Origin of the sequence: Pseudomonas sp. FP2254 (assembly GCF_030687695.1) — a bacterium.
GTDB lineage: Bacteria > Pseudomonadota > Gammaproteobacteria > Pseudomonadales > Pseudomonadaceae > Aquipseudomonas > Aquipseudomonas quebecensis.
Genome location: NZ_CP117444.1, coordinates 1,152,952 through 1,177,237 on the forward strand (window position 1 = coordinate 1,152,952; position 24,286 = coordinate 1,177,237).

Below are 24,286 nucleotides of genomic sequence, written 5' to 3' on the forward strand. Positions count from 1 at the left end.
CGGCTCACGGTGTTGAAAAATAATTTATGCGCGGGCCTGCACCGTGACCCAGTAACGGGTGAAGCGGCGGACTTTCACCGGCAGGCTGATTTCCAGCAGGTCGAGAATGCGTTCGCTGTCATCCAGCGGGTAGCTGCCGGAAATCAGCAGATTGGCTACCTGCGGATCGCAGTTGAGCTGGCCTCGGCGATAGCGGCCCAGTTCGTCGAGGAAGTCCTCCAGACGCATATGCGCAGCCATCAGCATGCCTTCGGCCCAGGCGCCGCTGTTGGCGTCGGTGGCGCGCGGGGTATCCCAGCCCTTACGGGTGAAATTGACCTGGCGCGCGGCTTCGACCACCAGCGGCAGGCCGCTGTAGGTGTTGGGCATCACCTCGACGCGGCCTTTGAGCACGGCCACCTGAGTGTGGTCGTTGAACTGACGCACATTGACGCGCGCGGCCTGGCTGCTGAGCAGGCCCTGGCCGGTCAGTACCTGCAGCGCGGAACTGCCGGCGTTGGCGCTGAGCAGGATCTCGCCTTCGAGCAGGCGCACCAGGCGTTGTTCACCATCGAAATGCACATTCACCGCGCTGCCGGTGTTGAGCTGCAGCTGGCTGCCGTCCGCCAACTGCACCTGGCGGCGCTGGCCGACGGGGCTGCGGTAATCGGCAGTCAGCGGCGGCAGGATGTGCTGCCGGCGCAGGCCCCAGGCCGCGGCCGAGCCGGCACCCAGGAGCAACAACAGCTTCAGCGCCTGACGCCGACTGCTGGTCGGAGCAGTAAGCGTTGCATGGGCGAGGGGCGAGGGCATGCCGCGCAGGCGCTGATTGACGCGTTGGATATGCTCCCACGCGCGCTGGTGTTCGCTGTGGGCGTTCAACCACTGCTGCCAGGCCGCCTGTTGACGTGGGGTGAGCGTGCCTTGCTGCATTTCCAGCAGCCAGTGCACGGCTTGGTCGGCGACATGGCTGGAAATGTTCATAGGGCGAAGTAGCAGCGCAGTGCCGCTTTATGCAGGTGGCGTTTGACGGTGGCGATGGAGATGCCCAGTTCGGCACCGATCTGCGCGTAAGTGAGGCCGTCGAGCTGAGCCAGCAGAAAGGTGCGTTTGACCTGAACGGGCAGGCCGTCGAGCAGTTGATCCAGCTCCATCAGGGTTTGCAGGATGATCGCGCGTTCCTCTTCCGAGGGGGCTAACTGCTCGGGCATCTGCGCGAGGGCGTCGAGGTAGGCGCGCTCCAGATCCTGGCGGCGATAGAAGTTGTACAGCACGCGCTTGGCGACGGTGGTAAGGAAGGCGCGCGGTTCGATCAGTGTGGGCGTTTCGCGGGCGGTGAGCACGCGGATAAAGGTGTCCTGCGCCAGGTCGGCGGCACTTTCCGGGCAGCCGAGCTTGCGTCGCAACCAGCCCGTGAGCCAGTGATGATGGTCGTTGTACAAAACTTCGACGGTGTTGGACGGCGACAACGCGAACACTCCGCAGGCATCGGCAGGCGTTAGAGAACAAGAATTGTTCGCATTGTAGGGCGGGCAACGAGGTTCGGCAATCGGCACGGCTCGGCGATTCATCCGTTCTGTTTTGCTTATGAGAATATTTATCATTAATATTGCGCGCTGACGAACCTGGCGCCGTTCCCCATGAAAAGCAAAACCTCATTGCCCCTGGCTTACCGCTTTGCTGTCACCTCGCGCGTGTTGGCGGCGGTGATTGGCGGTTACCTTATGGCCTCCCTGGCCAGTATCTGCCTGGCACTGTGGTTGCCCACCGCGCGTGCCGACGCGGTGATCACCGGGATGATGAGCTCGTTTGTGTTCTATCTGCTGGCGGTGCTCTGGTGCTTCGCCTGCCGCAGCGCCGCGCGTGCATGGCTTGGCGTGATGCTGCCCAGTGCCCTGTTTGCGACCCTGGCGGGCGTTGGTTTTTGGATGACGCGCACATGAGAGAGGGCTTTCGCCAGGCGATGGCCTGGTTGCACACCTGGGCCGGATTGATCTTCGGCTGGCTGCTGTTCGCGATTTTCCTGACGGGCACCCTGGCCTATTTCAAGGAAGAAATCAGCCACTGGATGCAGCCCGAAGTACAGACCCACCCGGTCGATGACGTGCGCAGCCTGACTGTGGCGCAGCAGTACCTGCAGGCAAACGCCCCGACCGCCGCGCGCTGGTTTATCAACCTGCCGGACGCCCGCGAGCCCGGCCTGTCGGTGATGTGGCAGGACAAGGTCGACCCCGGCCAGCGCGGCAATTTCATGCGCAAAACCCTCGACCCGGTCAGCGGCCTTGCCGTGCAGGCGCGCGAAAGCATGGGCGGCGAGTTCTTCTATCGCTTCCACTTCCAGTTGCAAATGCCCTATCCGTGGGGGCGTTGGCTCTCCACCCTGGCCGCGATGGTGATGTTCGTCGCGCTGATCACCGGCATCATCACCCACAAGAAAATCTTCAAGGACTTCTTCACCTTCCGCCCGCGCAAAGGCCAGCGTTCCTGGCTCGATGGACACAATGCCGTGGGAGTGCTGGTGCTGCCGTTCCACCTGATGATTACCTACAGCAGCCTGGTGATTTTCATGAGCATGGTGATGCCGGCGCCGATTCTGGCCGCCTATGGCAATGACACCCAGGCGTTTTTCAGCGACGTATTCCCGGCCACCGATAATGCTCCCGCGCTCGGCCAGCCCGGTCGCTTGCTGCCGCTGGCATCGATGTACCAACAGGCGCGGGCGCAATGGGCGGGTGGCCATGTTGAGCGGGTGGCGGTAAATAACCCCAGCGACGTAAATGCGTCGGTCAATGTGTTCCGCGCCGGTTCCGACAGCGTGGTGCACGACTTTGGCAGCACCGTGTCGTTCAGCGGCACCACCGGCGAGCTGCTGCGGGTCAGCGGCGAGCCGTCGTTGCCGGCGGTGGTCGGCGGCAGTTTCTATGGCCTGCACATGGGCCGTTTCGCCGGGCCGGTGCTGCGATGGCTGTACTTTATCTGCGGCCTGGCGGGCACGGCGATGATCGGCACCGGGCTGGTGATCTGGCTCGGCAAGCGTCAACTCAAGCATGCCAAAGCCCACGTAATGCCGTTTGAATTGCGTCTGGTGGAGGTGTTGAACATCGCCAGCATGTCCGGCCTGCTGATCGCCATCGCCGCATTCTTCTGGGCCAATCGTCTGCTGCCGGTGAGCTTCGCCGAACGTTCCGGCTGGGAAGTTCAGACCTTCTTCATTGCCTGGGGCTTGAGCCTGCTGCACGCGAGTGTGCGCCGTGGCCGCCGGGGGTGGGTCGAGCAACTGAGCGTCGCCGCGCTGCTGTTTATGGCGATCCCGGTGATCAATGCGTTGACCACGTCCCATCACCTGGGCGTGGCACTGGCCAGCGGCGACTGGGCTATGGCCGGTTTCGACCTGACCTGCCTGGCCTGCGGTGTATTTTTCGCCTGGGCAGCCCGCAAGATGCAGCGTCGCGGCGTGCCCGCGCCCAAGGCTGAGCGCGCACGCCCGTTGACCCTCAAACGTGAGGCCCACTGAATGCTGATCGCGATGTTGATGTGCTACGCGGGTTTCACCGCATTGTGCCTGGCCACCGACCGTCATCATGGCGAACTGCTGCGCAGCAAACCGTCGCCGGCTCGGCGCCTGGGCTTGCGTGTGGCGGGCGGGCTGTTGCTGACGCTGGCCATAGGGCCGGCGGTCTGGGTGTCCGGTTGGGCCCAGGGCCTGGTGGAGTGGTGCGCGGTGTTAATGCTCAGCGCTTTGCTATTGGTGCTGTTGTTGCCGTATCGGCCAAGGCTGGCCTTGAGTCTGGCGGGCGTCGGCCTGCTGGCCAGTCCCGTTGCGGCCTTCGCCATCCTCTGAGTGTGTTTGCATCATGATCGGCAACCCACCCGATTCCCAGGACTCGCCCCAGCCCGACACGCCGGGTGGGCGCGCGCATTTTCTGCAGGTGTTCCTGTCCCAGCGTGCGCAGATGGAAGCTCTGGTGAATCGCCGCGTCGGCTGCCGCGCCACGGCGGCCGACCTGGTGCAGGATTTGTTCCTGCGCTTCTGGCGCCGGCCCCTGGTGCAGGTCGAAGAGCTCAGCACCTACCTGTTGCGTTGCGCAGGTAATATCGCCATCGACCACCTGCGCAGCGAAGGCGCGCGGGTGCGCAGCAACGAAGGCTGGTTGCCGGAGCAGCGCGACAATCATGGCTGCGAACCCCAGGCCGCGTTGGAGGCAGGCAATGATCTGCGGCATGTCGAAGCCGCCCTGCGCAGCCTGCCGGAGCGCACCCGGCACATATTCCTGCTCAACCGCATCCATGGGCGTAAATACGCCGACATCGCCAAGGCCATGGGCCTGTCCCAAAGCGCCGTGGAAAAACATATGATGCGTGCCCTCGAAGCCTGCAAGGCCAGCCTTCGCGAGCCATCGACCCCACGCACGCCAGGGAAAGCACTGTGAACCTCACCCCCACGCCCGAGCAGGAAAAAGCCGCCCTGGCCTGGCTGAGTCTGCTGCACGACCAGCCCAGCAGTGGCGATCAGGCCACGTTCAGCCGCTGGTTGCGCGCCGACCCGGCCCACGTCGAAGCCTACGCCCAGGCTCAGGTGCTGTGGGAGTTGAGCGAAGTGCCCGCGCGCCAGCTCGTGCATGAAGATGCCCAGGCGCTGCAGGGCTACCTCGACGCCATGAACCGCGCGAAGCGCTCGCGGGCGCTGCGTTGGTCCGGCGCACTGGCCATGGCCGCGTGCCTGCTGCTGATGATTTCGATGGGCGCCGGGTGGCAGCCGTCACGCTGGATCGATGACTTCGGTGCCGATTATGTGAGCGCGCCGGGGGAGGTGAAGACCGTGACCCTGGCGGATAACACTCAAGTGACCCTGGATGCCGACAGTGCCATCGCGGTGGATTACAGCCACGGCGAGCGGCATATCCAGTTGCGTCGCGGCGCCGGCTTTTTCAGCGTGACCCACACCGGTGAGCCATTTGTGGTGGAGGCCGGCAGTGGTGAAGCGCGTGTGCTGGGGACGCAATTCGAAGTGCGCCTGCAACCGGCGGGCGCGCAGGTGACGGTGTTGACCGGGCGTGTCGGGGTCACACCCTCTAAACACGGCCAGCAGCAGGTGCTGATCGCCGGCCAGCAGGTAGCTTATGCCGATGGCATCGCCGAACCCTTGCAAGCGGTCGACAGCGAATCGCGCCTGGCCTGGCGCGACGGTTGGCTCAATTACTACAAGGCTGCGTTGGCCGATGTGGTCGAGGATCTTGGACGTTATTACCCGGGCCGCATCCTGTTGCTTAATAAGGAGATGGGCGCCAAGCGCGTCAGCGGCAGTTTCCCGAGCAAGGACCCGCAAGCAGTGCTGAATGCGCTGCAGGCGGTGCTGGGCTTCGAACAGCACAGCTTATTGGACCGGGTGATCGTGGTGCGCTGACTATTTCAGCGCCGCCATGATCTGTTCAGGCTGGTAGTCGCGAATCAGCGTGCCATTGACGTCCACAAACGGAATCCCGCCACCGCCCAGCGCCTCGTACGCCTTGCGCGCCTGAGCGTCTTTTTCGATATCGAATTGCTGGTAGGGAATGCCCTTCTGGTCCAGGAAGCGGCGGATCTGCTTGCAGTAGCCACACCACTCGGTGGTGTAGAGCACCACGCGCGCCTGGGCGCGTACCTGCTCGGACACCGCCTGGGATGGGTTGAACACCCGCTCGATCTTGCCCCAGTTCTGAATGACCACCACCACCAGCAACACCAGCAGGACTTTCTTGAAGACCCCGCCAAGCATCAGTTGCGGCGCTTGAGCTGGTCGGTCAGTTGGGTCGGCAAGCCCTTGATGATCAAGGTGCCGGCGGCCTCGTCGTACTCGATCTTGTCGCCCAGCAGGTGCGCTTCAAAGCTGATCGACAGGCCCTCGGCGCGCCCGGTGAAGCGGCGGAACTGGTTGAGGGTGCGCTTATCGGCGGGGATTTCCGGCGACAGGCCGTAGTCCTTGTTGCGGATATGGTCGTAGAACGCCTTGGGCCGGTCCTCATCGATCAGCCCGGACAATTCTTCCAGGCCCATGGGCTCGCCGAGCTTGGCCTGGCTGCTGGCGTAATCCACCAGGGTCTTGGTTTTCTCGCGGGCGGACTCGTCCGGCAGGTCTTCGCTTTCGACGAAGTCGCTGAAGGCCTTGAGCAGGGTGCGGGTTTCGCCCGGGCCGTCGACGCCTTCCTGGCAACCGATAAAGTCGCGGAAGTACTCCGAGACCTTCTTGCCGTTCTTGCCTTTGATAAACGAAATGTACTGCTTGGACTGTTTGTTGTTCTGCCACTCGGAGACGTTGATACGCGCCGCCAGGTGCAGCTGGCCCAGGTCCAGGTGACGCGAGGGCGTCACGTCCAGCTCGTCGGTCACCGCCACGCCTTCGCTGTGGTGCAGCAGGGCGATGGCCAGGTAGTCGGTCATGCCTTGCTGGTAGTGGGCAAACAGCACATGGCCGCCGGTGGAAAGGTTGGACTCTTCCATCAGCTTTTGCAGGTGCTCGACCGCGGTGCGGCTGAACGCGGTGAAATCCTGGCCGCCGTCGAAATACTCTTTCAACCAGCCGCTGAACGGGTGCGCGCCGGACTCGGCATGGAAGAAACCCCAGGCCTTGCCTTGTTTGGCGTTATAGCTCTCGTTGAGGTCGGCGAGCATGTTCTCGATGGCGGCGGACTCGGCAAGCTCGGAGTCGCGGGCATGGAGAACCGCAGGTGTGCCGTCGGGTTTTTTGTCGATCAGGTGGACGATGCAATGACGGATCGGCATAGGCTTCTCGGCTGGTTGAAGGGGAGCGGTCGGCCTCCCCGAAAAGTTGCCCAGTGTACCGCACCCATTGGTCAAGACGCGCCTGGAACGGGGTTTTGCATGCCGTCCGACGGGGCATATGCCTTTTTTTCACGGTTTAGAGCGATAAAGCTGACCAAATGGGTAGGTAGAAGCGGATATTTCCCCGTCTCTGTGCTAGTTTTGCCCCGTCTTACGCCAAGTCTCGGCGATAAGCGTGCATTCAGCATTTGTCAGGTCGAACCAATCCCCGTTTCAAGCATCTATAACCCCGATCTCCGCGGTTATAGCCAGGGGTGCCAGGCCTAGACGGTCGGGCTCGACGGCTGACACTGCACTCTGCAATCCATATGAATTTGATAGGGAAGGAACACCACAATGGCTATTACTAAAGACCAACTGATCGCTGATCTGGCTGAAGCAGTAGACGCACCGAAAACCACCGTGCGCGCTCTGCTGGACCAACTGAGCCAGGTTGTTGCCGATCAGCTGGAAAACGGCGGCGAAATCACTCTGCCAGGCGTTGGCAAACTGAAAGTGACCGAGCGTCCTGCCCGTACTGGCCGTAACCCTTCGACTGGCGCTGCCATCGAAATCGCTGCCAAGAAAGTTATCAAGCTGGTTGTGGCCAAAGGCCTGACCGACGCTGTTAACAAGTAAGACGCAGCAAAAAAAACCGTGCTTCGGAGCGATCCGGGCACGGTTTTTTGTTGCCTGCGATTCGGGCGCTAGCGCACCCAGCGCTGGCGCCAGATCTGCTGCTCGTTCTTGGTCTGGAAGGTCCAGGCCACGAAGCGGCTCTGCTTCTGCCCCTGGGACATTTCCACCACTTGGCTTTCCAGCACCCCGGCCTTTTTCAGTGCGGTTTCGATGGCTGGCAGGTTCGACGCTTTCGACACCAGGGTGCTGAACCACAACACCTTGTGAGCAAAATGCGCGCTTTCGGCGATCAGCTGCGTTACGAACCGCGCTTCGCCGCCTTCGCACCACAGCTCGGCCGACTGGCCACCGAAGTTCAATACCGGCAACTTACGCTTGGGGTCGGCCTTGCCCAGGGCGCGCCACTTACGCTCGCTGCCCTTGGTGGCTTCTTCCATGGACGCGTGGAACGGTGGGTTGCACATGGTCAGGTCAAAGCGTTCGCCCGGTTCGAGCAGGCCCAGCAGGATCTGCTTGGGGTTGGTCTGCTGGCGCAATTGGATGACCTTGCTCAGGTCGTTGGACTGCACGATGGCCTTGGCCGCCGCCACGGCGATAGGGTCGACCTCCGAACCGAGGAAGTTCCAGCGGTACTCCATGTAGCCAATCAGCGGGTAGACGCAGTTGGCGCCCATGCCGATGTCCAGCACCTTGACGATCGAGCCGCGCGGGATCTTGCCGTCGTTGACGCTGGCCAGCAGGTCGGCGAGGAAGTGCACATAATCGGCACGCCCCGGCACCGGCGGGCAGAGATAATCGGCGGGAATGTCCCAGTGCTGGACACCATAGAACGCCTTGAGCAACGCGCGATTGAACACCCGCACCGCATCTGGGCTGGCAAAGTCGATGCTCTCTTTGCCGTAGGGGTTGATGATCACGAATTGCGCCAGTTCCGGCGTGGTCTTGATCAGGGCCGGGAAGTCGTAACGGCCCGTGTGGCGGTTGCGCGGGTGCAGGGTTGCCTCTTTGCGCGGCACCACAGGCTTGGCTGCGGCGGCGGATTTAGGCTTCTTGCGCGGAGGTTTCGGTGTGCTGGGGGCGGTCATGTTGATTCTGGGTTTGGCTCAATGTGGCGGCCATTGTCACACATCCTGAGCTCAACTCGGGCAAATGTGGGGGAGGGCTTGCTCCTATGGCGGTGTTGCAGGCAAGGGCTTGGGAAAATGCAGGCAAAAAAAAGAGACCCGAAGCAGACTGTGTGAAAACCTAGCAATCTGTCCGGCCCTTTAAGAGAATGCTCCGTATCGAAAGATACGGAGCATTTTTCGTTATGGCCTACATACAAGGCGAGTCCCGCAGCCAGACCAGCCTGTTCCCGGTCTCGCTGGAGGAACTGATCCCTGAAGATCACCTCGTACGGGTCATCGACCTGTATGTCACCAAGCTCGATCTGGGCCAGCTCGGTTTTGAGAAGGCTCAGCCCAAGGCCACTGGGCGCCCAGCTTACGACCCCGCCGATCAGCTCAAGCTCTATCTCTATGGCTATTTTCAGCGCATTCGATCGTCGCGGCGCCTAGAAGCTGAGTGCCAACGCAACATCGAAGTGATGTGGTTGATCAACCGGCTTAAACCCGACTTCAAGACCATCGCCGACTTTCGCAAGAACAACAAAGTAGCGTTCGTTACGACGTGCCGAGCTTTTGTGCAGTTCTGCCGATCCGTCGGCTTGATTGCGGGCGATCTGGTTGCGATCGATGGCAGTAAGTTTCAGGCAGTCGCTTCCTCGCGACGCCACCTGAATTTGAATCAGCTCAAGCGTCAGGAGGAGAAGCTGGATAAACGGATCGCCCAATACCTGGCTGACCTGGATGCCGTTGATAAAGCAGAGGGCGAGCAAGTGGTCGATCGCACTGCGATCAAGGCGGCACTGGCGAAGCTTGAGGCCAAGCAGCAAGACAACCGTAGTTGCCAAGCTTTGATGAAGTCGATGGGGCTGGAGCAATTCAACACGCACGAAAGCGATGCCCGAATGATGCGCACGCCAAAGGGGGCTCGTGTTGCCTATAACGTGCAAACAGCCGTGGACGCAGAGCACTGTCTGATTTTGCACCATGAGGTGACGCAGATGGTGACGACCGCAAACAGCTTGAACCCATAGCTAAAGCTGCCAAGGCCGAACTGGGGCAGGACACGCTGACCGTGACAGCCGATATGGGCTACTCAAATGGCCAGCAATTCCAGGCGTGCGAGGATGCCTCCATTACCGTGTACGTGCCGCCAAACCGAACTTCGAACCCAGGCGGAGAGACATTATTCGAGCGCCAGGACTTTACCTATGACGCTGAACAGGATCGATACCAGTGCCCGGCAGGTCAATGGCTAACCCTGAAGCAGCGTTGCAAAGGCGACCGGATCTACCAGGCGGCAGTCAGCGACTGCGCTGGATGTGCGCTGAAAGCCCAATGTACAAAGGCTCAGCGCCGCTATGTCTCACGTCACGCACAAGAGGAAGCCTTTGAGCGTATGGCACAGCGGATGCAACTGCATCCAGAGATGATGGAGCGACGCAGATCCATCGTGGAGCACCCGTTTGGCAATCTCAAACAATGGCTATTTGGGAACGGGCGGTTCTTGCTACGACAACTTGAAGGGACGAAAGCTGAAATGGCCCTGGCCGTGACCGCGTACAACTTCAAGCGGGCGATCAGTGTCTTGGGAGCCAAGAAAATGATGCAACTGATGGGCTGAAGAGCCTTTTTCAGCACAAAAACAAACGCCCCGAACAAGTCGGGGCGTTTGGTCTAAGGCCTGTCAGTGTGTTTTCACACAGTCTGGAAGGTCTCTTTCTTCACGCGAATCAAGCCTTAGAGGCTGGAAATCCGCGCATGCTGCTCGGCCAGTTTGCCCAAAGCCTGTTCAGCTTCAGCCAGCTTGGCGCGTTCTTTCTCGATCACCTCGGCCGGCGCTTTGTCGACGAACGCCGCGTTGGACAGTTTGCCGCCCACCCGCTGCACTTCGCCTTGCAGGCGCGCGATTTCCTTGTCGAGACGGGCCAGTTCCGCGCCCTTGTCGATCAACCCGGCCATCGGCACCAGCACTTCCATGTCGCCGACCAGTGCGGTGGCGGACAGCGGTGCTTCGGCATCGGCAGCCAATACGGTGATCGACTCCAGCTTGGCCAGCTTCTTGAGCAGCGCATCGTTCTCACTGAGGCGACGCTGGTCCTCAGCGCTGGCGTTCTTGACGAACACGGCCAGTGGCTTGCCTGGTCCTATGTTCATCTCGGCGCGGATGTTGCGCGTGCCGAGCATCAGGCTCTTGAGCCATTCGATATCGCTTTCGGCCGCCTCGTCGATGCGGGCTTCGTTGGCCACCGGCCAAGGTTGCAGCATGATGGTCTTGCCTTCGATACCGGCCAGCGGCGCCAGGCGCTGCCAGATTTCTTCGGTGATGAACGGCATGAACGGATGGGCCAGGCGCAGCGCCACTTCCAGCACGCGCACCAGGGTACGGCGGGTGCCGCGCTGGCGTTCCACCGGCGCGTTTTCGTCCCACAGCACCGGCTTGGACAGTTCCAGGTACCAGTCGCAATACTGGTTCCAGATGAACTCGTACAACGCCTGGGCCGCCAGGTCGAAACGGAACTGATCAAGCTGGCGAGTCACTTCGGCTTCGGTGCGTTGCAGCTGCGAAATGATCCAGCGGTCGGCCAGGCTCAGCTCGTAGGCTTCGCCGTTCTGGCCGCAGTCTTCGCCCTTGTCCAGCACGTAGCGTGCGGCGTTCCAGATTTTGTTGCAGAAGTTGCGATAGCCTTCGACGCGGCCCATGTCGAACTTGATGTCGCGGCCGGTAGACGCCAGCGAGCAGAACGTGAAGCGCAGGGCGTCGGTGCCGTAGCTGGCGATGCCGTCGGCGAATTCGTCGCGGGTCTGTTTCTCGATCTTCTTCGCCAGTTTCGGCTGCATCAGGCCCGAGGTGCGTTTCTGCACCAGGGTTTCCAGGTCGATGCCGTCGATGATGTCCAGCGGGTCCAGCACGTTGCCCTTGGACTTGGACATCTTCTGGCCCTGGCCGTCGCGGACCAGGCCGTGCACATACACGGTCTTGAACGGTACCTGCGGGGTGCCGTCCTCGTTCTTCACCAGGTGCATGGTCAGCATGATCATCCGGGCAACCCAGAAGAAAATGATGTCGAAGCCGGTGACCAGCACGTCGGTGGAGTGGAATTTCTTCAGGAATTCGGTCTGCTGCGGCCAGCCCAGGGTGGAGAAGGTCCACAGGCCTGAGCTGAACCAGGTGTCCAGTACGTCGTTGTCCTGTTGCAGCGCAACGTCGGCACCGAGGTTGTGCTTGGCGCGCACTTCGGCTTCGTCGCGGCCTACGTAGACCTTGCCCGACTCGTCGTACCAGGCCGGAATACGGTGGCCCCACCACAGCTGACGGCTGATGCACCAATCCTGGATGTCGCGCATCCACGAGAAATACATGTTCTCGTACTGTTTAGGCACGAACTGGATGCGGCCATCTTCCACGGCAGCAATCGCAGGCTCGGCCAGCGGCTTGGTGGAGACGTACCACTGGTCGGTCAGCCACGGCTCGATCACGGTGCCGGAACGGTCGCCCTTCGGCACCTTAAGGCCATGGTCGTCAACGCTGACCAGCAGGCCGGCGGCGTCGAAGGCGGCAACGATCTGCTTGCGTGCTTCGAAGCGGTCGAGACCGGCGAATTCAGCCGGGATCTTGCCGTCGACACTGTCGTTGAGGCTGCCGTCCAGGTTGAAGACCTGGCAGGCCGGCAACACAGTGGCGTTCTTGTCGAAGATGTTCAGCAGCGGCAGGTTGTGGCGCTTGCCGACTTCATAGTCGTTGAAGTCGTGGGCCGGGGTGATTTTCACGCAGCCGGTGCCGAATTCAGGGTCGCAGTAGTCGTCCGCGATGATCGGGATGCGGCGGCCGACCAATGGCAGCTCGACGAACTTGCCGATCAGCGCCTGGTAGCGCGCGTCGTTCGGGTTAACCGCGACGGCGGCGTCGCCGAGCATGGTTTCCGGACGGGTGGTGGCCACGATCAGGTAGTCATTGCCTTCGGCGGTTCTGGCGCCGTCTGCCAGCGGGTACTTGAGGTTCCACAGGAAGCCTTTCTCGTCGTGGTTTTCCACTTCGAGATCGGAAATCGCCGTGTGCAGTTTGGTGTCCCAGTTGACCAGGCGCTTGCCGCGGTAGATCAGGCCGTCTTCGTGCAGGCGCACAAAGGCTTCTTTTACGGCCTCGGACAGGCCGTCGTCCATGGTGAAGCGCTCGCGGCTCCAATCGACGGACGAACCCAGGCGACGGATCTGACGGCTGATATTGCCGCCGGACTGATCCTTCCATTCCCAGATCTTTTCCAGGAATTTCTCGCGGCCCAGGTCATGGCGGTTCTGGCCAGTGGCTTCGAGTTGACGCTCCACCAGCATCTGCGTGGCGATACCGGCGTGGTCGGTGCCCGGTTGCCACAGGGTGTTACGGCCCTGCATGCGGCGGAAACGGATCAGTGCATCCATGATCGCATTGTTGAAGCCATGGCCCATGTGCAGGCTGCCAGTGACGTTCGGTGGCGGAATCATGATGGTGTAGGACTCGCCCGCACCTTGTGGGGCGAAATAGTTCTCGGACTCCCAGGTCTGGTACCAGGAAGTTTCAATTGCGTGGGGCTGGTAGGTCTTATCCATGCGCGGCGGGACCCTAGTTGGCATTTATTCAGGAAAGCCGGCAAGTATAGCGGTGTGAAGCAGTTGCAAGCTATAAGCCACAAGCTGCAAGTGGAGTGCAGTGCTTTAACTTGCGGCTTGTGGCTAGTTGTTTGTAGCAGCGGCGATCAGCCGCTCCATCCGCGCATCCATCCGGCGTTTGATCTCGGTTTCGATATGCGGGGCAAAGTCGTCGATCACGTCTTGCATGATCAGTTGTGCGGCGGCGCGCAGTTCGTTGTCCAGGTGCAGCAGCAAGGCGTCGGGTGCCTTTTCGGCAGGCGCGGCTTCCACGACGGCCGGGGCTTCGACACTCGGCTGCGGCGCAACCGGCTTGCCGCCGACCATGTCGAACAACAATGGGATCTGTACCTCACCGTTGACCGCTTCGGTCAGCAGTGGCGGTTGCAAACCCTCATCACCCAGCAACTGACGGATCGACTCCAGGTCGTCCAGCAGGTGGTCATCTTTTTTTAACGGGTTGGAAGTGTCCATCGTGTGCTCAAAGTCGTTGTAACCGGTGATCTTGCAAAGGATAGCCCTGTTCGCGGTAGAAACGGAAACTCTCCCGCGCAGCCTGACGAATAGCCGGATCTTCCACCACCACCTCCGCTACGCGGGCGAATATTCCGGCAAAGGGCGGGACTTTCAAGTCCAGATTGACCAGCAGGTCCTGGTGGTCGCCGCAGTTATCGCCCAGCCCCAGCACCACCCGGCCTTCGGGTTCGGCTTCCGCAGGGCCGTGGGGCACGAAGCTCTCGCCTTTGAAGCGCCACAGGCGGGCATCGAGTTCCTCGCGTTGGGCGTCATCGCTGCAATGCAGGTAGATGCGATGGCCCATGCGCCAGGCTTTTTCCGTGAGTTTGCAGGCAAAGTCCAGGCGCGCGGAGGGATCGGCGCTGGGCAATATGTAGAAGTCGACTTGGGGCATGTGGGTTCCTGCAACGGCCCGCCCCCCTTTTATAGAGGCAAAGGGGGAGGGGGCGTTGGTTAAGCTTTGGCGCGATCGAGCAGGTACTGAGTCAGCAACGGCACTGGACGGCCGGTGGCGCCCTTGTCTTTGCCGCCGCTGGTCCAGGCGGTACCGGCGATATCCAGGTGAGCCCAGTTGAAGTTTTTGGCAAAGCGCGACAGGAAGCACGCTGCGGTGATGGTGCCGGCCTTCGGCCCACCGATGTTGGCGATGTCGGCGAACGGGCTGTCCAGCTGTTCCTGATATTCATCGAACAGCGGCAGTTGCCAGGCGCGGTCGTCGGCGGCCTTGCCGGCGCTGAGCAGTTGCTCGACCAGTTCGTCGTTATTACCCAACAGGCCGGAGGTGTGAGCGCCCAAAGCGACCACGCAGGCACCGGTCAGGGTGGCGATGTCGATCACGGCCTGCGGCTTGAAACGCTCGGCGTAGGTCAGTGCATCGCACAGCACCAGGCGGCCTTCGGCGTCGGTGTTGAGGATTTCCACGGTCTGGCCGCTCATGGTGGTCACGATATCGCCTGGTCGCGAAGCACCGCCGCTCGGCATGTTCTCGGCACACGCCAGGATGCACACCAGATTGATCGGCAGCTTGAGCTCCAGTACGGCGCGCAGGGTGCCGAACACGCTGGCGGCGCCGCCCATGTCGTACTTCATCTCATCCATGCCGGCGCCAGGCTTGAGGCTGATACCGCCGGTGTCGAACGTGATGCCTTTACCTACCAGGGCGTATGGCTTCTCGGATTTCTTGGCGCCGTTGTATTGCATCACGATCAGGCGTGGCGGCTGGTCGCTGCCCTGGCCCACGGCATAGAACGAGCCCATGCCCAGGTCCTTGATCTTCTTCTCGTCCAGCACTTCAACCTTGAGACCCTTGAATTCCTTGCCCAGCGCCTTGGCCTGCTCGCCCAGGAACGTCGGGTGGCAGATGTTCGGCGGCAGGTTGCCCAGGTCGCGGGTGAACGACATACCGTTGGCGATGGCTTGTGCATGGGTCACGGCGCGGGTCACTTCAGCCTGGGCGGCCTTGATGGTCAGCAGGGTGATTTTCTTCAGGGCACGGGGTTCGGCTTTCTGGCTCTTGAACTGGTCGAATACGTAGCCGCCGTCCACCAGGGTTTCGGCCAGCAGGCGGGTCTTGCCGTAGCTGTCGCGGCCTTTGACCACGATTTCATCCAGTGCCAGCGTCGCATCGGCGCCGCCCAGGCCCTTGAGGGTGCCGAGCACACCGCTGATGATCTTGCGGAACGGGCGGTCGCCCAGTTCGGCGTCCTTGCCCACGCCCACCAGCAACACGCGGTCGGCCTTGAGGTTGGGCAGGCTTTGCAGCAGCAGGCTCTGGCCCACTTTGCCGGCCAGGTCACCGCGCTTGAGCACCGCGCTGATCGCGCCGCCGCTGAGCTCATCCAGTTGCTTGGCGGCGACACCGAGCTTGCGGTCTTCGCCGATGGCGACCACGAGGGTGGCGGTCTTCAACGTTTCGGGGCTAACGCTTTTTACAACCAATTCCATGTTCGGGTCCCTTATAAAGGTCTGTGAGCCTGGCGTCTGTACCCAGGCTTTAAAGCTTGGCAGTCGTGTAAACCGCCAGCGACAAAGGCCGCAGTTTGAACCTCGCCGGCGGAGCCTGACAACCCTTGGCGCAGCCTTTGTGCATGCACGTGAGGTTGCGCAGTGACAGGCGCGGTCAATCACAGGATAATGCGCCATCTTTTTAGCCGGCCCCTCGTAAAGGGGGCTGACTCGGTATGCTTGCTTGTTTGGCCGCCTTAGCCTGACAACCCTGGAGTGTCTGGTTTGATCGTCTTCCGTTATCTGTCCCGCGAAGTCCTGTTGACCCTGAGTGCCGTGAGTGCGGTGCTGCTGGTCATCATCATGAGTGGTCGTTTCGTCAAATACCTCGCCCAGGCGGCTTCCGGCGCCCTGGACCCAGGTTCACTGTTCCTGATCATGGGCTTTCGCCTGCCGGGGTTCCTGCAACTGATCCTGCCGCTGGGCCTGTTCCTCGGGATCCTGCTCGCGTACGGTCGCCTCTACCTCGAAAGCGAAATGACCGTGCTCTCGGCCACCGGCATGAGCCAGCAGCGCCTGCTGGCCATGACCATGATCCCGGCAGCCGGCATTGCTCTGATCGTAGCCTGGCTGAGCCTGAGCCTGGCCCCCCAGGGCGCCATGCAGTTCCAGCTGGTGCTGAACAAACAGGATGCCATGACCGAGTTCGACACCCTTGAGCCGGGCCGTTTCCAGGCGCTCAGCGATGGCACTCGGGTGACCTACACCGAAACCATGACCGAAGACCGCGCCAACCTGGGCGGGGTATTCATCTCCGAAAAACGCCTGGGCCAGGATAAGAAGGACCGTGGCATTTCCGTGCTGGTGGCCGACTCGGGCCGCCAGGAAGTGCGTCCCGACGGCAGCCGCTACCTGATCCTGGAAAACGGCTACCGCTATGACGGCAGCCCGGGCCAGGCCGATTACCGCGCGATCAAGTACGATACGTACGGTGTGATGCTGGCTCGTCCGGACGTCAGCAACGAAGTCACCGACCGCGACGCAATTCCCACGGCGCAGCTGTTCGGCAACCCGGAGCTGCGCTCCATCGCCGAGCTGCAATGGCGTCTTTCCCTGCCGCTGCTGGTGTTTATCGTGACCTTGATGGCCGTGCCGCTGTCGCGCGTCAACCCACGCCAGGGCCGATTCCTCAAGCTGTTGCCGGCAATTCTGCTGTATATGGCTTACCTCACCCTGCTGATTTCCGCTCGTGGTTCCCTGGAGAAAGGCAAGCTTTCGCCGGTCGTAGGCCTGTGGGGGGTGCACGCAATCTTCCTGGTGATCGGCCTGGGGCTGCTTTATTGGGAACCTGTTCGTTTGAAGATGAAGAGCCGTCGTGGCCAGAAGGAGTTGGCCCGTGGCTAAGCTTGATCGCTACATCGGTAGCAGTGTGCTCATCGCCATCCTGGCGGTACTGGGCATCATCCTGGGCCTGGCCTCGTTGTTTGCCTTCATCGATGAAGTAGGTAACGTCAGCGATACCTATACGGTCACCGACGTGCTCAGCTACGTAGCGCTCACCGCGCCGCGTCGCCTGTACGACATGATGCCGATGGCCGCGCTGATCGGTTGCCTGATCGGCCTCGGCAGCCTGGCCAGCAACAGCGAACTGACCATCATGCGTGCCGCCGGGGTGTCCATCGGTCGTATCGTGTGGGCGGTGATGAAACCCATGCTGCTGTTGATGCTGTGCAGCGTGCTGATCGGTGAATACGTGGCGCCGCCAGCCGAGTCCACGGCCCAGGCCAACCGCGCCCTGGCCCAGGGTTCGGGCGACGCGCAAAGCGCCAAGCACGGCCTGTGGCACCGTCAGGGTGAAGAATTCATCCACATCAACGCCGTGCAACCTGGCGGCCTGTTGATCGGTGTGACGCGCTATACCTTCGACAAAGAACGCCACATGTTGTCGTCCAGTTTCGCCAAACGTGCGCAGTACGACGCGGAAAAATGGCAACTGAGCGATGTCACCACCACTTATTTCCGCAACGCCGGCCAAGGCACCAAGGCCAGCACCGAAGTGATCAACGTGACGACCGAGGCCTGGGACATCGCCCTCAAGCCGGAACTGCTGAATACGGTGGTAATGATCCCGGAAAGCCTGCCGATCTCCGGCCTGTGGAGCTACATCCACTACCTCAAGGATCAAGGCTTGAATAACGGTCGTTACTGGCTGGCTTTCTGGGTCAAGGTATTGCAACCGGTGGTGACCGCCGCGTTGGTGCTGATGGCGATCTCGTTCATCTTCGGGCCGCTGCGTTCCGTGACCCTTGGCCAGCGGGTGTTCACCGGCGTGCTGGTGGGCTTTACCTTCCGGATTGCCCAGGACCTGCTCGGTCCCTCGAGCCTGGTGTTTGGCTTCTCGCCACTGTTCGCAGTGCTGGTGCCCACCGCCATCTGCGCCCTGGCCGGGTTCTGGCTGCTGCGTCGAGCCGGTTGATAGCGCGCTTATGAATAAAAAATGCCCCGGTTGGAAGATCGGGGCATTTTTGTTCTGGTCAGCAAAGATGACGCCTGGCCTGACCATCAGGTACAATTCCCGGCTATTTTTCAGCGGGCAATCTGCCTGCAGCCTTTTTGAGTGTTGATCCGTGAGTGATTTGAGTCATATCCGCAATTTCTCCATCATCGCCCACATTGACCATGGCAAGTCGACGCTGGCCGATCGATTCATCCAGATGTGCGGCGGCCTTGCCGAGCGTGAAATGGAAGCCCAGGTCCTGGACTCCATGGACCTCGAGCGCGAGCGCGGGATCACCATCAAGGCCCACAGCGTCACGCTGTACTACAAGGCCAAAGACGGCATCACCTACCAGCTGAACTTCATTGATACCCCGGGCCACGTTGACTTCACCTACGAAGTCAGCCGGTCCCTGGCGGCCTGTGAAGGTGCCCTGCTGGTGGTCGACGCCGGCCAGGGCGTTGAAGCCCAGTCGGTTGCCAACTGCTACACCGCGATCGAGCAGGGCCTGGAAGTCATGCCCGTGCTGAACAAGATCGACCTGCCGCAGGCCGAGCCCGAGCGCGTCAAGGAAGAGATCGAGAAGATCATCGGCATTGACGCCACCGACGCCGTCACCTGCAGCGCCAAGACCGGCCTGGGCGTCGACGAAGTGCTCGAGCGCCTGGTCCACACCATTCCGGCCCCCACCGGCAATATCGAAGATCCGCTGCAAGCGTTGATCATCGACTCCTGGTTCGACAACTACCTGGGCGTCGTCTCCCTGGTGCGCGTGCGTCACGGCCGCGTGAGGAAGGGCGACAAGATCCTGGTCAAATCCACCGGCAAGATCCACCTGGTGGACAGCGTCGGGGTGTTCAACCCCAAGCACACCGCGACCGTTGATCTGAAAGCCGGTGAAGTAGGCTTCATCATCGCCGGCATCAAGGACATCCACGGCGCGCCGGTGGGTGACACCCTGACGCTCAGCTCCACGCCGGACGTCGACGTGCTGCCGGGCTTCAAGCGCATTCAGCCGCAGGTATATGCAGGCCTGTTTCCGGTCAGCTCCGACGATTTCGAAGATTTCCGCGAAGCCCTGCAAAAGCTGACCCTCAACGACTCGTCGTTGCAGTACACCCCGGAAAGCTCCGACGCCCTGGGCTTCGGCTTCCGCTGCGGGTTCCTGGGCATGCTGCACATGGAAATCATCCAGGAGCGCCTCGAGCGCGAATACGACCTGGACCTGATCACCACCGCTCCCACCGTTATTTTCGAGCTGTTGCTCAAAACCGGTGAAACGATTTACGTCGACAACCCCTCCAAGCTTCCGGATCTGTCGGCGATCGAAGACATGCGCGAGCCTATCGTGCGGGCCAATATCCTGGTTCCGCAGGAACACTTGGGCAACGTCATTACCCTGTGTATCGAAAAGCGCGGCGTGCAGCGCGATATGCTGTTCCTCGGTACCCAGGTCCAAGTGACCTACGACATGCCGATGAACGAAGTGGTCCTGGACTTCTTCGACCGTCTCAAGTCCACCAGTCGCGGCTATGCTTCGCTGGATTACCATTTCGACCGTTACCAATCGGCTAATCTGGTGAAACTGGATGTGTTGATCAACGGCGATAAGGTTGATGCCCTGGCACTGATCGTGCACAAGGACAACGCGCACTACAAAGGTCGCCAGTTGACCGAGAAAATGAAAGAACTGATTCCGCGCCAGATGTTCGACGTTGCGATCCAGGCCGCCATCGGCGGGCAGATCATCGCGCGAACTTCCGTCAAGGCACTCAGAAAGAACGTACTGGCCAAATGCTACGGCGGTGACGTAAGCCGTAAGCGCAAGCTGCTTGAGAAGCAAAAGGCCGGTAAAAAACGCATGAAGCAAGTGGGCAACGTGGAAGTTCCACAAGAAGCCTTCCTTGCGGTGCTCAGGTTGGATAGTTAGGTCCTATGTCGCTAAATTTCCCGCTGTTGCTGGTCATCGCCGTTGCCGTGTGCGGCCTCCTGGCGTTGCTCGATCTGGTGTTCTTCGCCCCGCGTCGTCGGGCGGCTATCGCGTCCTATCAGGGCAGCGTCAGCCAGCCCGATGGCGTGGTGATCGAGAAGCTGAACAAAGAGCCCCTGCTGGTTGAATATGGCAAGTCGTTCTTCCCGGTTTTGTTCATCGTGCTGGTGCTGCGTTCGTTCCTGGTGGAGCCGTTTCAGATCCCTTCGGGGTCCATGAAACCTACCCTGGACGTGGGCGACTTCATTCTGGTGAACAAGTTTTCCTACGGGATTCGCCTGCCGGTGATCGACAAGAAAGTCATTGAAGTCGGCGACCCGCAACGCGGCGATGTGATGGTGTTCCGCTACCCCGCGGACCCTAGCGTCAACTACATCAAGCGCGTGATCGGCTTGCCCGGCGATACCGTTCGCTATACGCACGACAAGCATCTGTACGTGAACGATCAATTGATCACCGATCAGATGATCGGCACCACGTACGACCCGCAACTGGGTGATGTCGCCGTGTACAAGGAACAACTGGGCGCAGACTCCGAGCACTTGGTGCACAAGGCCATGAGCCGCACCATGCAGGGAGGTCAGTGGAAAGTACCGGCCGGCCATTACTTCATGATGGGCGATAACCGCGACAACTCCAATGACAGCCGCTACTGGGATGATGCAACGATTCCCAAGGAGCTCCAGGGCATGGTCCCCGACGAGAATATCGTCGGCAAGGCTTTCGCCGTCTGGATGAGCTGGCCGGAACCCAAGCTCAGCCACCTGCCGAATTTCTCGCGGGTCGGGTTGATCAAGTAATACAGACGGCGCTGTGAACACAGCGCCGAATGCTTTTCTGGGGCGTGGACAATTCCGGCCTCAGGCAGCACCCACCAGGATTTGAATTTGAACACTGCGTCAATCGTCGATGGCCGCCGGTGCCACCAACTCAATATGGATAAACCGTGACCGTTTCTCTCAGTCGTCTCGAGCGCCAGCTCGGTTACACCTTCAAGGACCAGGAACTGATGGTCCTTGCCCTCACACACCGCAGTTTCGCCGGGCGCAATAACGAGCGCCTGGAATTCCTCGGTGATGCCATTCTCAATTTCGTTGCCGGTGAAGCGCTGTTTGAGCGTTTCCCTCAAGCCCGTGAAGGCCAGCTGTCGCGTTTGCGCGCACGCCTGGTGAAAGGCGAGACCCTGGCCGTACTGGCTCGTGGCTTTGGCTTGGGCGAATATCTGCGCCTGGGTTCCGGCGAATTGAAAAGCGGCGGGTTTCGTCGTGAATCGATCCTGGCCGATGCCCTCGAGGCGCTGATCGGTGCGATCTACCTGGATGCAGGCATGGAAGCGGCCAAGGAGCGGGTTACCGCGTGGCTGACGTCGGAAATCGAAAGCCTTACCCTGGTCGACACCAACAAAGACCCCAAGACCCGCCTGCAGGAATTCCTGCAATCGCGCGGGTGCGAACTGCCACGCTACGAAGTGGTGGATATCCAGGGCGAGCCCCATTGCCGCGTGTTCTTCGTGGAATGTGAAATCACCTTATTGAACGAAAAAAGCCGAGGTCAGGGTGTGAGCCGTCGTATTGCCGAACAGGTAGCGGCCGCCGCAGCACTGATTGCCCTGGGCGTGGAGAATGGCCATGACTGATTCAACCGCAACACGCTGTGGCTATGTTGCCATCGTCGGCCGCCCCAACGTGGGCAAGTCCACGCTGCTCAACCACATCCTCGGGCAGAAACTCGCGATCACCTCGCGCAAGCCACAGACCACCCGCCACAACATGCTGGGCATCAAGACCGAAGGCAACGTGCAAGCGGTCTACGTCGACACGCCGGGCATGCATAAAGGTGGCGAGAAAGCCCTCAACCGCTATATGAACAAGACCGCTTCGGCGGCGTTGAAAGACGTCGACGTGGTGATCTTCGTGGTCGACCGCACCAAGTGGACCGACGAAGACCAAATGGTTCTGGAGCGTGTGCAATACGTCACCGGCCCGTTGATCGTCGCGCTGAACAAGACCGACCGCATCGAAGACAAAGCCGAGCTGATGCCGCACCTGAGCTGGCTGCAGGAACAACTGCCGAACGCGCAGATCATCCCGATCTCCGCCCAGCACGGCCACAACCTCGATGCTCTGGAGCGCGTAATCGCCGAGCACCTGCCGGAGAACGAGCACTTCTTCCCGGAAGACCAGATCACCGACCGCAGCAGCCGTTTCCTCGCCGCCGAACTGGTGCGTGAGAAAATCATGCGCCAGATGGGCGCCGAGCTGCCTTACCAGATCACCGTCGAAATTGAAGAGTTCAAGCAGCAGGGCAAGACCCTGCATATCCATGCGCTGATCCTCGTGGAGCGCGATGGCCAGAAGAAGATCATCATTGGCGACAAGGGTGAGCGCATCAAGCGCATCGGCACCGAAGCGCGCAAGGACATGGAATTGCTGTTCGACTTCAAAATCATGCTCAACCTGTGGGTGAAGGTGAAAGGCGGCTGGTCCGATGACGAGCGCGCGTTGCGTTCCCTTGGCTACGGCGACCTGTAAGGGCGCCGCAGGGCCAATAAATGTGGGAGGGGGCTTGCCCCCGATAGCGGTGGACCAGTTAATAAATACGTGACTGAGCCACCGCCATCGGGGGCAAGCCCCTTCCACATTAGGTTTGTGTTGTTTTCACGATAGAGAACCCATGTCCCAATCCCAACCCCCCAGCCAACTCGCCTACGTCCTGCACAGCCGTGCCTACCGCGAGACCAGCGCGCTGGTGGATTTCCTCACGCCCCAAGGCCGCCTGCGCGCGGTGTTGCGTAGCGCGCGGGGCAAGGCCGGGACATTGGCGCGGCCCTTTGTGGCGTTGGACGTGGAGTTTCGCGGCAAGGGCGAGCTGAAGAACGTCGGCCGCCTTGAAAGTGTCGGCACATCGGCCTGGCTCAATGGCGATGCCTTGTTCAGTGGTCTCTACCTCAATGAGCTGCTGATTCGCCTGCTGCCCGCCGAAGACCCGCACCCGGCGGTCTTCGATCACTACGCCGCCACCTTGCTGGCCCTGGCCGAAGGACGCGCGTTGGAGCCGCTGCTGCGCGCCTTCGAATGGCGCCTGCTCGACGACCTGGGCTACGGCTTCGAACTGCACAACGACCTGCACGGCGACCCCATCGCCGCCGATGGCATGTATCGCCTGCAAGTGGACGCGGGGCTGGAGCGTGTCTACTTGCTGCAACCCGGTCTATTTCAGGGCACCGAGCTGCTGGCCATGAGCGAAGCCGACTGGAGCGCGCCCGGGGCCTTGTCCGCCGCCAAGCGCCTGATGCGCCAGGCCCTGGCCGTGCACCTGGGCGGGCGACCGCTGGTCAGTCGCGAGTTGTTTCGAAAGCCCTGACATCCCCGTGTATGCTGTGCAGCGTTTCTTTCCCCTTTTCAGGAGCGCTTCCGTGACCACCAGCAATCGCATTCTTCTTGGCGTCAACATCGACCACGTCGCTACCCTGCGCCAGGCCCGGGGCACGCGCTACCCGGACCCGGTCAAGGCCGCGCTGGACGCCGAAGAAGCGGGCGCCGACGGCATCACCGTGCACCTGCGCGAAGACCGCCGCCACATTCAGGAGCGCGATGTGCTGCTGCTCAAGGATGTGCTGCAAACCCGTATGAACTTCGAGATGGGCGTTACCGAAGAAATGATGGCGTTCGCCGAGCGCATTCGTCCGGCGCATATCTGCCTGGTGCCGGAAACCCGACAGGAACTGACCACCGAGGGCGGCCTGGATGTGGCGGGCCAGGAAGCGCGGATCAAGGCGGCGGTGCAGCGTTTGTCGAAGATCGGCAGCGAAGTGTCGTTGTTTATCGACGCCGACCCGCGCCAGATCGAGGCCTCGCGCCGCGTCGGCGCGCCCGCCATCGAACTGCATACTGGCCGCTACGCCGATGCCACCACGCCGACAGAGGTCGCAGACGAGCTGCAACGCATTATCGAAGGCGTGAACTGCGGTCTCAATGAAGGCTTGATCGTCAATGCCGGTCACGGCTTGCACTACCACAACGTCGAGGCCGTCGCCGCGATCAAGGGCATCAACGAACTGAACATCGGCCATGCCCTGGTGGCCCACGCGCTGTTCGTCGGCTTCAAAGGCGCGGTTGCCGAAATGAAGGCCCTGATCCTGGCCGCCGCCAAGCACTAAAAACAGCCAAGCTGCAATGTGGGAGGGCGTCACCT

23 protein-coding genes and 1 pseudogene are annotated in these 24,286 nt (G+C 61.1%); 15 read left to right on the plus strand and 9 right to left on the minus strand.

What is annotated here, in order from left to right:
• Positions 1–24 precede the first annotated feature (24 nt).
• Both PSH94_RS05120 and PSH94_RS05125 read right to left on the minus strand, forming a co-directional pair.
• Positions 25–963 carry a FecR domain-containing protein gene (locus PSH94_RS05120; RefSeq protein WP_305436685.1) on the minus strand — a complete coding sequence of 313 codons (939 nt, stop codon included), beginning with the start codon at positions 961–963 and terminating at the stop codon, positions 25–27.
• Positions 960–1,448: a sigma-70 family RNA polymerase sigma factor gene (locus tag PSH94_RS05125; protein ID WP_305436687.1), complete on the minus strand. Its 489-nt coding sequence runs from the start codon at positions 1,446–1,448 to the stop codon at positions 960–962. The genes PSH94_RS05120 and PSH94_RS05125 overlap by 4 nt, the downstream gene beginning before the upstream one ends.
• 171 nt (positions 1,449–1,619) lie before the next feature.
• Between PSH94_RS05125 and PSH94_RS05130 the strand changes: the two genes are divergently transcribed.
• From PSH94_RS05130 to PSH94_RS05150, 5 genes are read left to right on the plus strand one after another with little or no spacing between them, the layout of a single operon-like run.
• Complete coding sequence (locus PSH94_RS05130; RefSeq protein ID WP_181078368.1) at positions 1,620–1,922, plus strand: DUF3649 domain-containing protein; 303 nt, start codon at positions 1,620–1,622, stop codon at positions 1,920–1,922.
• The gene (locus PSH94_RS05135) at positions 1,919–3,493 is read left to right on the plus strand and encodes a PepSY domain-containing protein (RefSeq protein ID WP_305436688.1); all 1,575 of its coding nucleotides are present in this window, start codon (positions 1,919–1,921) and stop codon (positions 3,491–3,493) included. The genes PSH94_RS05130 and PSH94_RS05135 overlap by 4 nt, the downstream gene beginning before the upstream one ends.
• Complete coding sequence (locus PSH94_RS05140) at positions 3,494–3,820, plus strand: DUF3325 domain-containing protein (RefSeq protein ID WP_305436689.1); 327 nt, start codon at positions 3,494–3,496, stop codon at positions 3,818–3,820. It abuts the gene before it with no gap.
• Between the two features lie 13 nt (positions 3,821–3,833).
• A complete protein-coding gene (locus tag PSH94_RS05145) occupies positions 3,834–4,409 on the plus strand; it encodes an RNA polymerase sigma factor (protein WP_286670994.1) in 576 nt (191 codons plus the stop codon).
• Positions 4,406–5,383: a FecR family protein gene (locus PSH94_RS05150; protein WP_305436690.1), complete on the plus strand. Its 978-nt coding sequence runs from the start codon at positions 4,406–4,408 to the stop codon at positions 5,381–5,383. The genes PSH94_RS05145 and PSH94_RS05150 overlap by 4 nt, the downstream gene beginning before the upstream one ends.
• Here PSH94_RS05150 and PSH94_RS05155 read toward each other — a convergent pair whose 3' ends face one another.
• Both PSH94_RS05155 and yejK read right to left on the minus strand, forming a co-directional pair.
• Positions 5,384–5,734, minus strand: a complete 351-nt coding sequence (locus PSH94_RS05155) for a glutaredoxin family protein (RefSeq protein WP_181078360.1) — start codon at positions 5,732–5,734, stop codon at positions 5,384–5,386.
• Positions 5,734–6,738: a nucleoid-associated protein YejK gene (yejK, locus tag PSH94_RS05160; RefSeq protein WP_123480628.1), complete on the minus strand. Its 1,005-nt coding sequence runs from the start codon at positions 6,736–6,738 to the stop codon at positions 5,734–5,736. Before yejK ends, PSH94_RS05155 begins: the two co-directional genes overlap by 1 nt.
• 396 nt (positions 6,739–7,134) lie before the next feature.
• Between yejK and PSH94_RS05165 the strand changes: the two genes are divergently transcribed.
• Positions 7,135–7,416 carry an HU family DNA-binding protein gene (locus PSH94_RS05165; protein ID WP_003188840.1) on the plus strand — a complete coding sequence of 94 codons (282 nt, stop codon included), beginning with the start codon at positions 7,135–7,137 and terminating at the stop codon, positions 7,414–7,416.
• A 68-nt stretch (positions 7,417–7,484) separates the two neighbouring features.
• Here the strand turns inward: PSH94_RS05165 and rlmF are convergent, their stop codons facing one another.
• On the minus strand, positions 7,485–8,501 hold the full coding sequence (rlmF, locus tag PSH94_RS05170) for a 23S rRNA (adenine(1618)-N(6))-methyltransferase RlmF (protein WP_181078358.1): 1,017 nt from the start codon (positions 8,499–8,501) through the stop codon (positions 7,485–7,487).
• Positions 8,502–8,725: 224 nt separating this feature from the next.
• Between rlmF and PSH94_RS05175 the strand changes: the two are divergent.
• A pseudogene (locus tag PSH94_RS05175) lies at positions 8,726–10,143 on the plus strand (IS1182-like element ISPfl3 family transposase).
• A 116-nt stretch (positions 10,144–10,259) separates the two neighbouring features.
• Here PSH94_RS05175 and PSH94_RS05180 read toward each other — a convergent pair.
• The 4 genes from PSH94_RS05180 to PSH94_RS05195 all read right to left on the minus strand — a co-directional run bounded on the left by PSH94_RS05180 (position 10,260) and on the right by PSH94_RS05195 (position 15,605).
• A complete protein-coding gene (locus PSH94_RS05180; protein WP_305436692.1) occupies positions 10,260–13,106 on the minus strand; it encodes a valine--tRNA ligase in 2,847 nt (948 codons plus the stop codon).
• A 123-nt stretch (positions 13,107–13,229) separates the two neighbouring features.
• Entirely contained in the window at positions 13,230–13,619 is a 390-nt protein-coding gene (locus tag PSH94_RS05185; RefSeq protein ID WP_181078354.1) for a DNA polymerase III subunit chi, read from the minus strand.
• A gap of 7 nt (positions 13,620–13,626) precedes the next feature.
• Entirely contained in the window at positions 13,627–14,055 is a 429-nt protein-coding gene (locus PSH94_RS05190; protein ID WP_305436694.1) for a DNA polymerase III subunit chi, read from the minus strand.
• A gap of 59 nt (positions 14,056–14,114) precedes the next feature.
• The gene (locus tag PSH94_RS05195; protein WP_305436695.1) at positions 14,115–15,605 is read right to left on the minus strand and encodes a leucyl aminopeptidase; all 1,491 of its coding nucleotides are present in this window, start codon (positions 15,603–15,605) and stop codon (positions 14,115–14,117) included.
• A gap of 285 nt (positions 15,606–15,890) precedes the next feature.
• On the opposite strand from PSH94_RS05195, the gene lptF reads away from it, so the two are divergent.
• The 8 genes from lptF (at position 15,891) to pdxJ (ending at position 24,251) form a co-directional block, all read left to right on the plus strand.
• Positions 15,891–17,009 carry an LPS export ABC transporter permease LptF gene (lptF, locus tag PSH94_RS05200; protein ID WP_253510642.1) on the plus strand — a complete coding sequence of 373 codons (1,119 nt, stop codon included), beginning with the start codon at positions 15,891–15,893 and terminating at the stop codon, positions 17,007–17,009.
• Entirely contained in the window at positions 17,002–18,081 is a 1,080-nt protein-coding gene (gene lptG / locus PSH94_RS05205; RefSeq protein WP_305436698.1) for an LPS export ABC transporter permease LptG, read from the plus strand. Before lptF ends, lptG begins: the two co-directional genes overlap by 8 nt.
• A 151-nt stretch (positions 18,082–18,232) precedes the next feature.
• The gene (gene lepA / locus PSH94_RS05210; RefSeq protein ID WP_181078344.1) at positions 18,233–20,032 is read left to right on the plus strand and encodes a translation elongation factor 4; all 1,800 of its coding nucleotides are present in this window, start codon (positions 18,233–18,235) and stop codon (positions 20,030–20,032) included.
• A 5-nt stretch (positions 20,033–20,037) separates the two neighbouring features.
• Positions 20,038–20,892 carry a signal peptidase I gene (gene lepB, locus PSH94_RS05215; protein ID WP_181078343.1) on the plus strand — a complete coding sequence of 285 codons (855 nt, stop codon included), beginning with the start codon at positions 20,038–20,040 and terminating at the stop codon, positions 20,890–20,892.
• Between the two features lie 146 nt (positions 20,893–21,038).
• Positions 21,039–21,728, plus strand: a complete 690-nt coding sequence (gene rnc, locus PSH94_RS05220) for a ribonuclease III (RefSeq protein ID WP_033902449.1) — start codon at positions 21,039–21,041, stop codon at positions 21,726–21,728.
• Positions 21,721–22,623, plus strand: a complete 903-nt coding sequence (gene era, locus PSH94_RS05225; RefSeq protein WP_305436699.1) for a GTPase Era — start codon at positions 21,721–21,723, stop codon at positions 22,621–22,623. Before rnc ends, era begins: the two co-directional genes overlap by 8 nt.
• A 142-nt stretch (positions 22,624–22,765) precedes the next feature.
• Positions 22,766–23,455 carry a DNA repair protein RecO gene (recO, locus tag PSH94_RS05230; RefSeq protein WP_266248078.1) on the plus strand — a complete coding sequence of 230 codons (690 nt, stop codon included), beginning with the start codon at positions 22,766–22,768 and terminating at the stop codon, positions 23,453–23,455.
• Between the two features lie 52 nt (positions 23,456–23,507).
• Complete coding sequence (gene pdxJ, locus PSH94_RS05235) at positions 23,508–24,251, plus strand: pyridoxine 5'-phosphate synthase (protein WP_034096056.1); 744 nt, start codon at positions 23,508–23,510, stop codon at positions 24,249–24,251.
• Positions 24,252–24,286 lie beyond the last annotated feature (35 nt).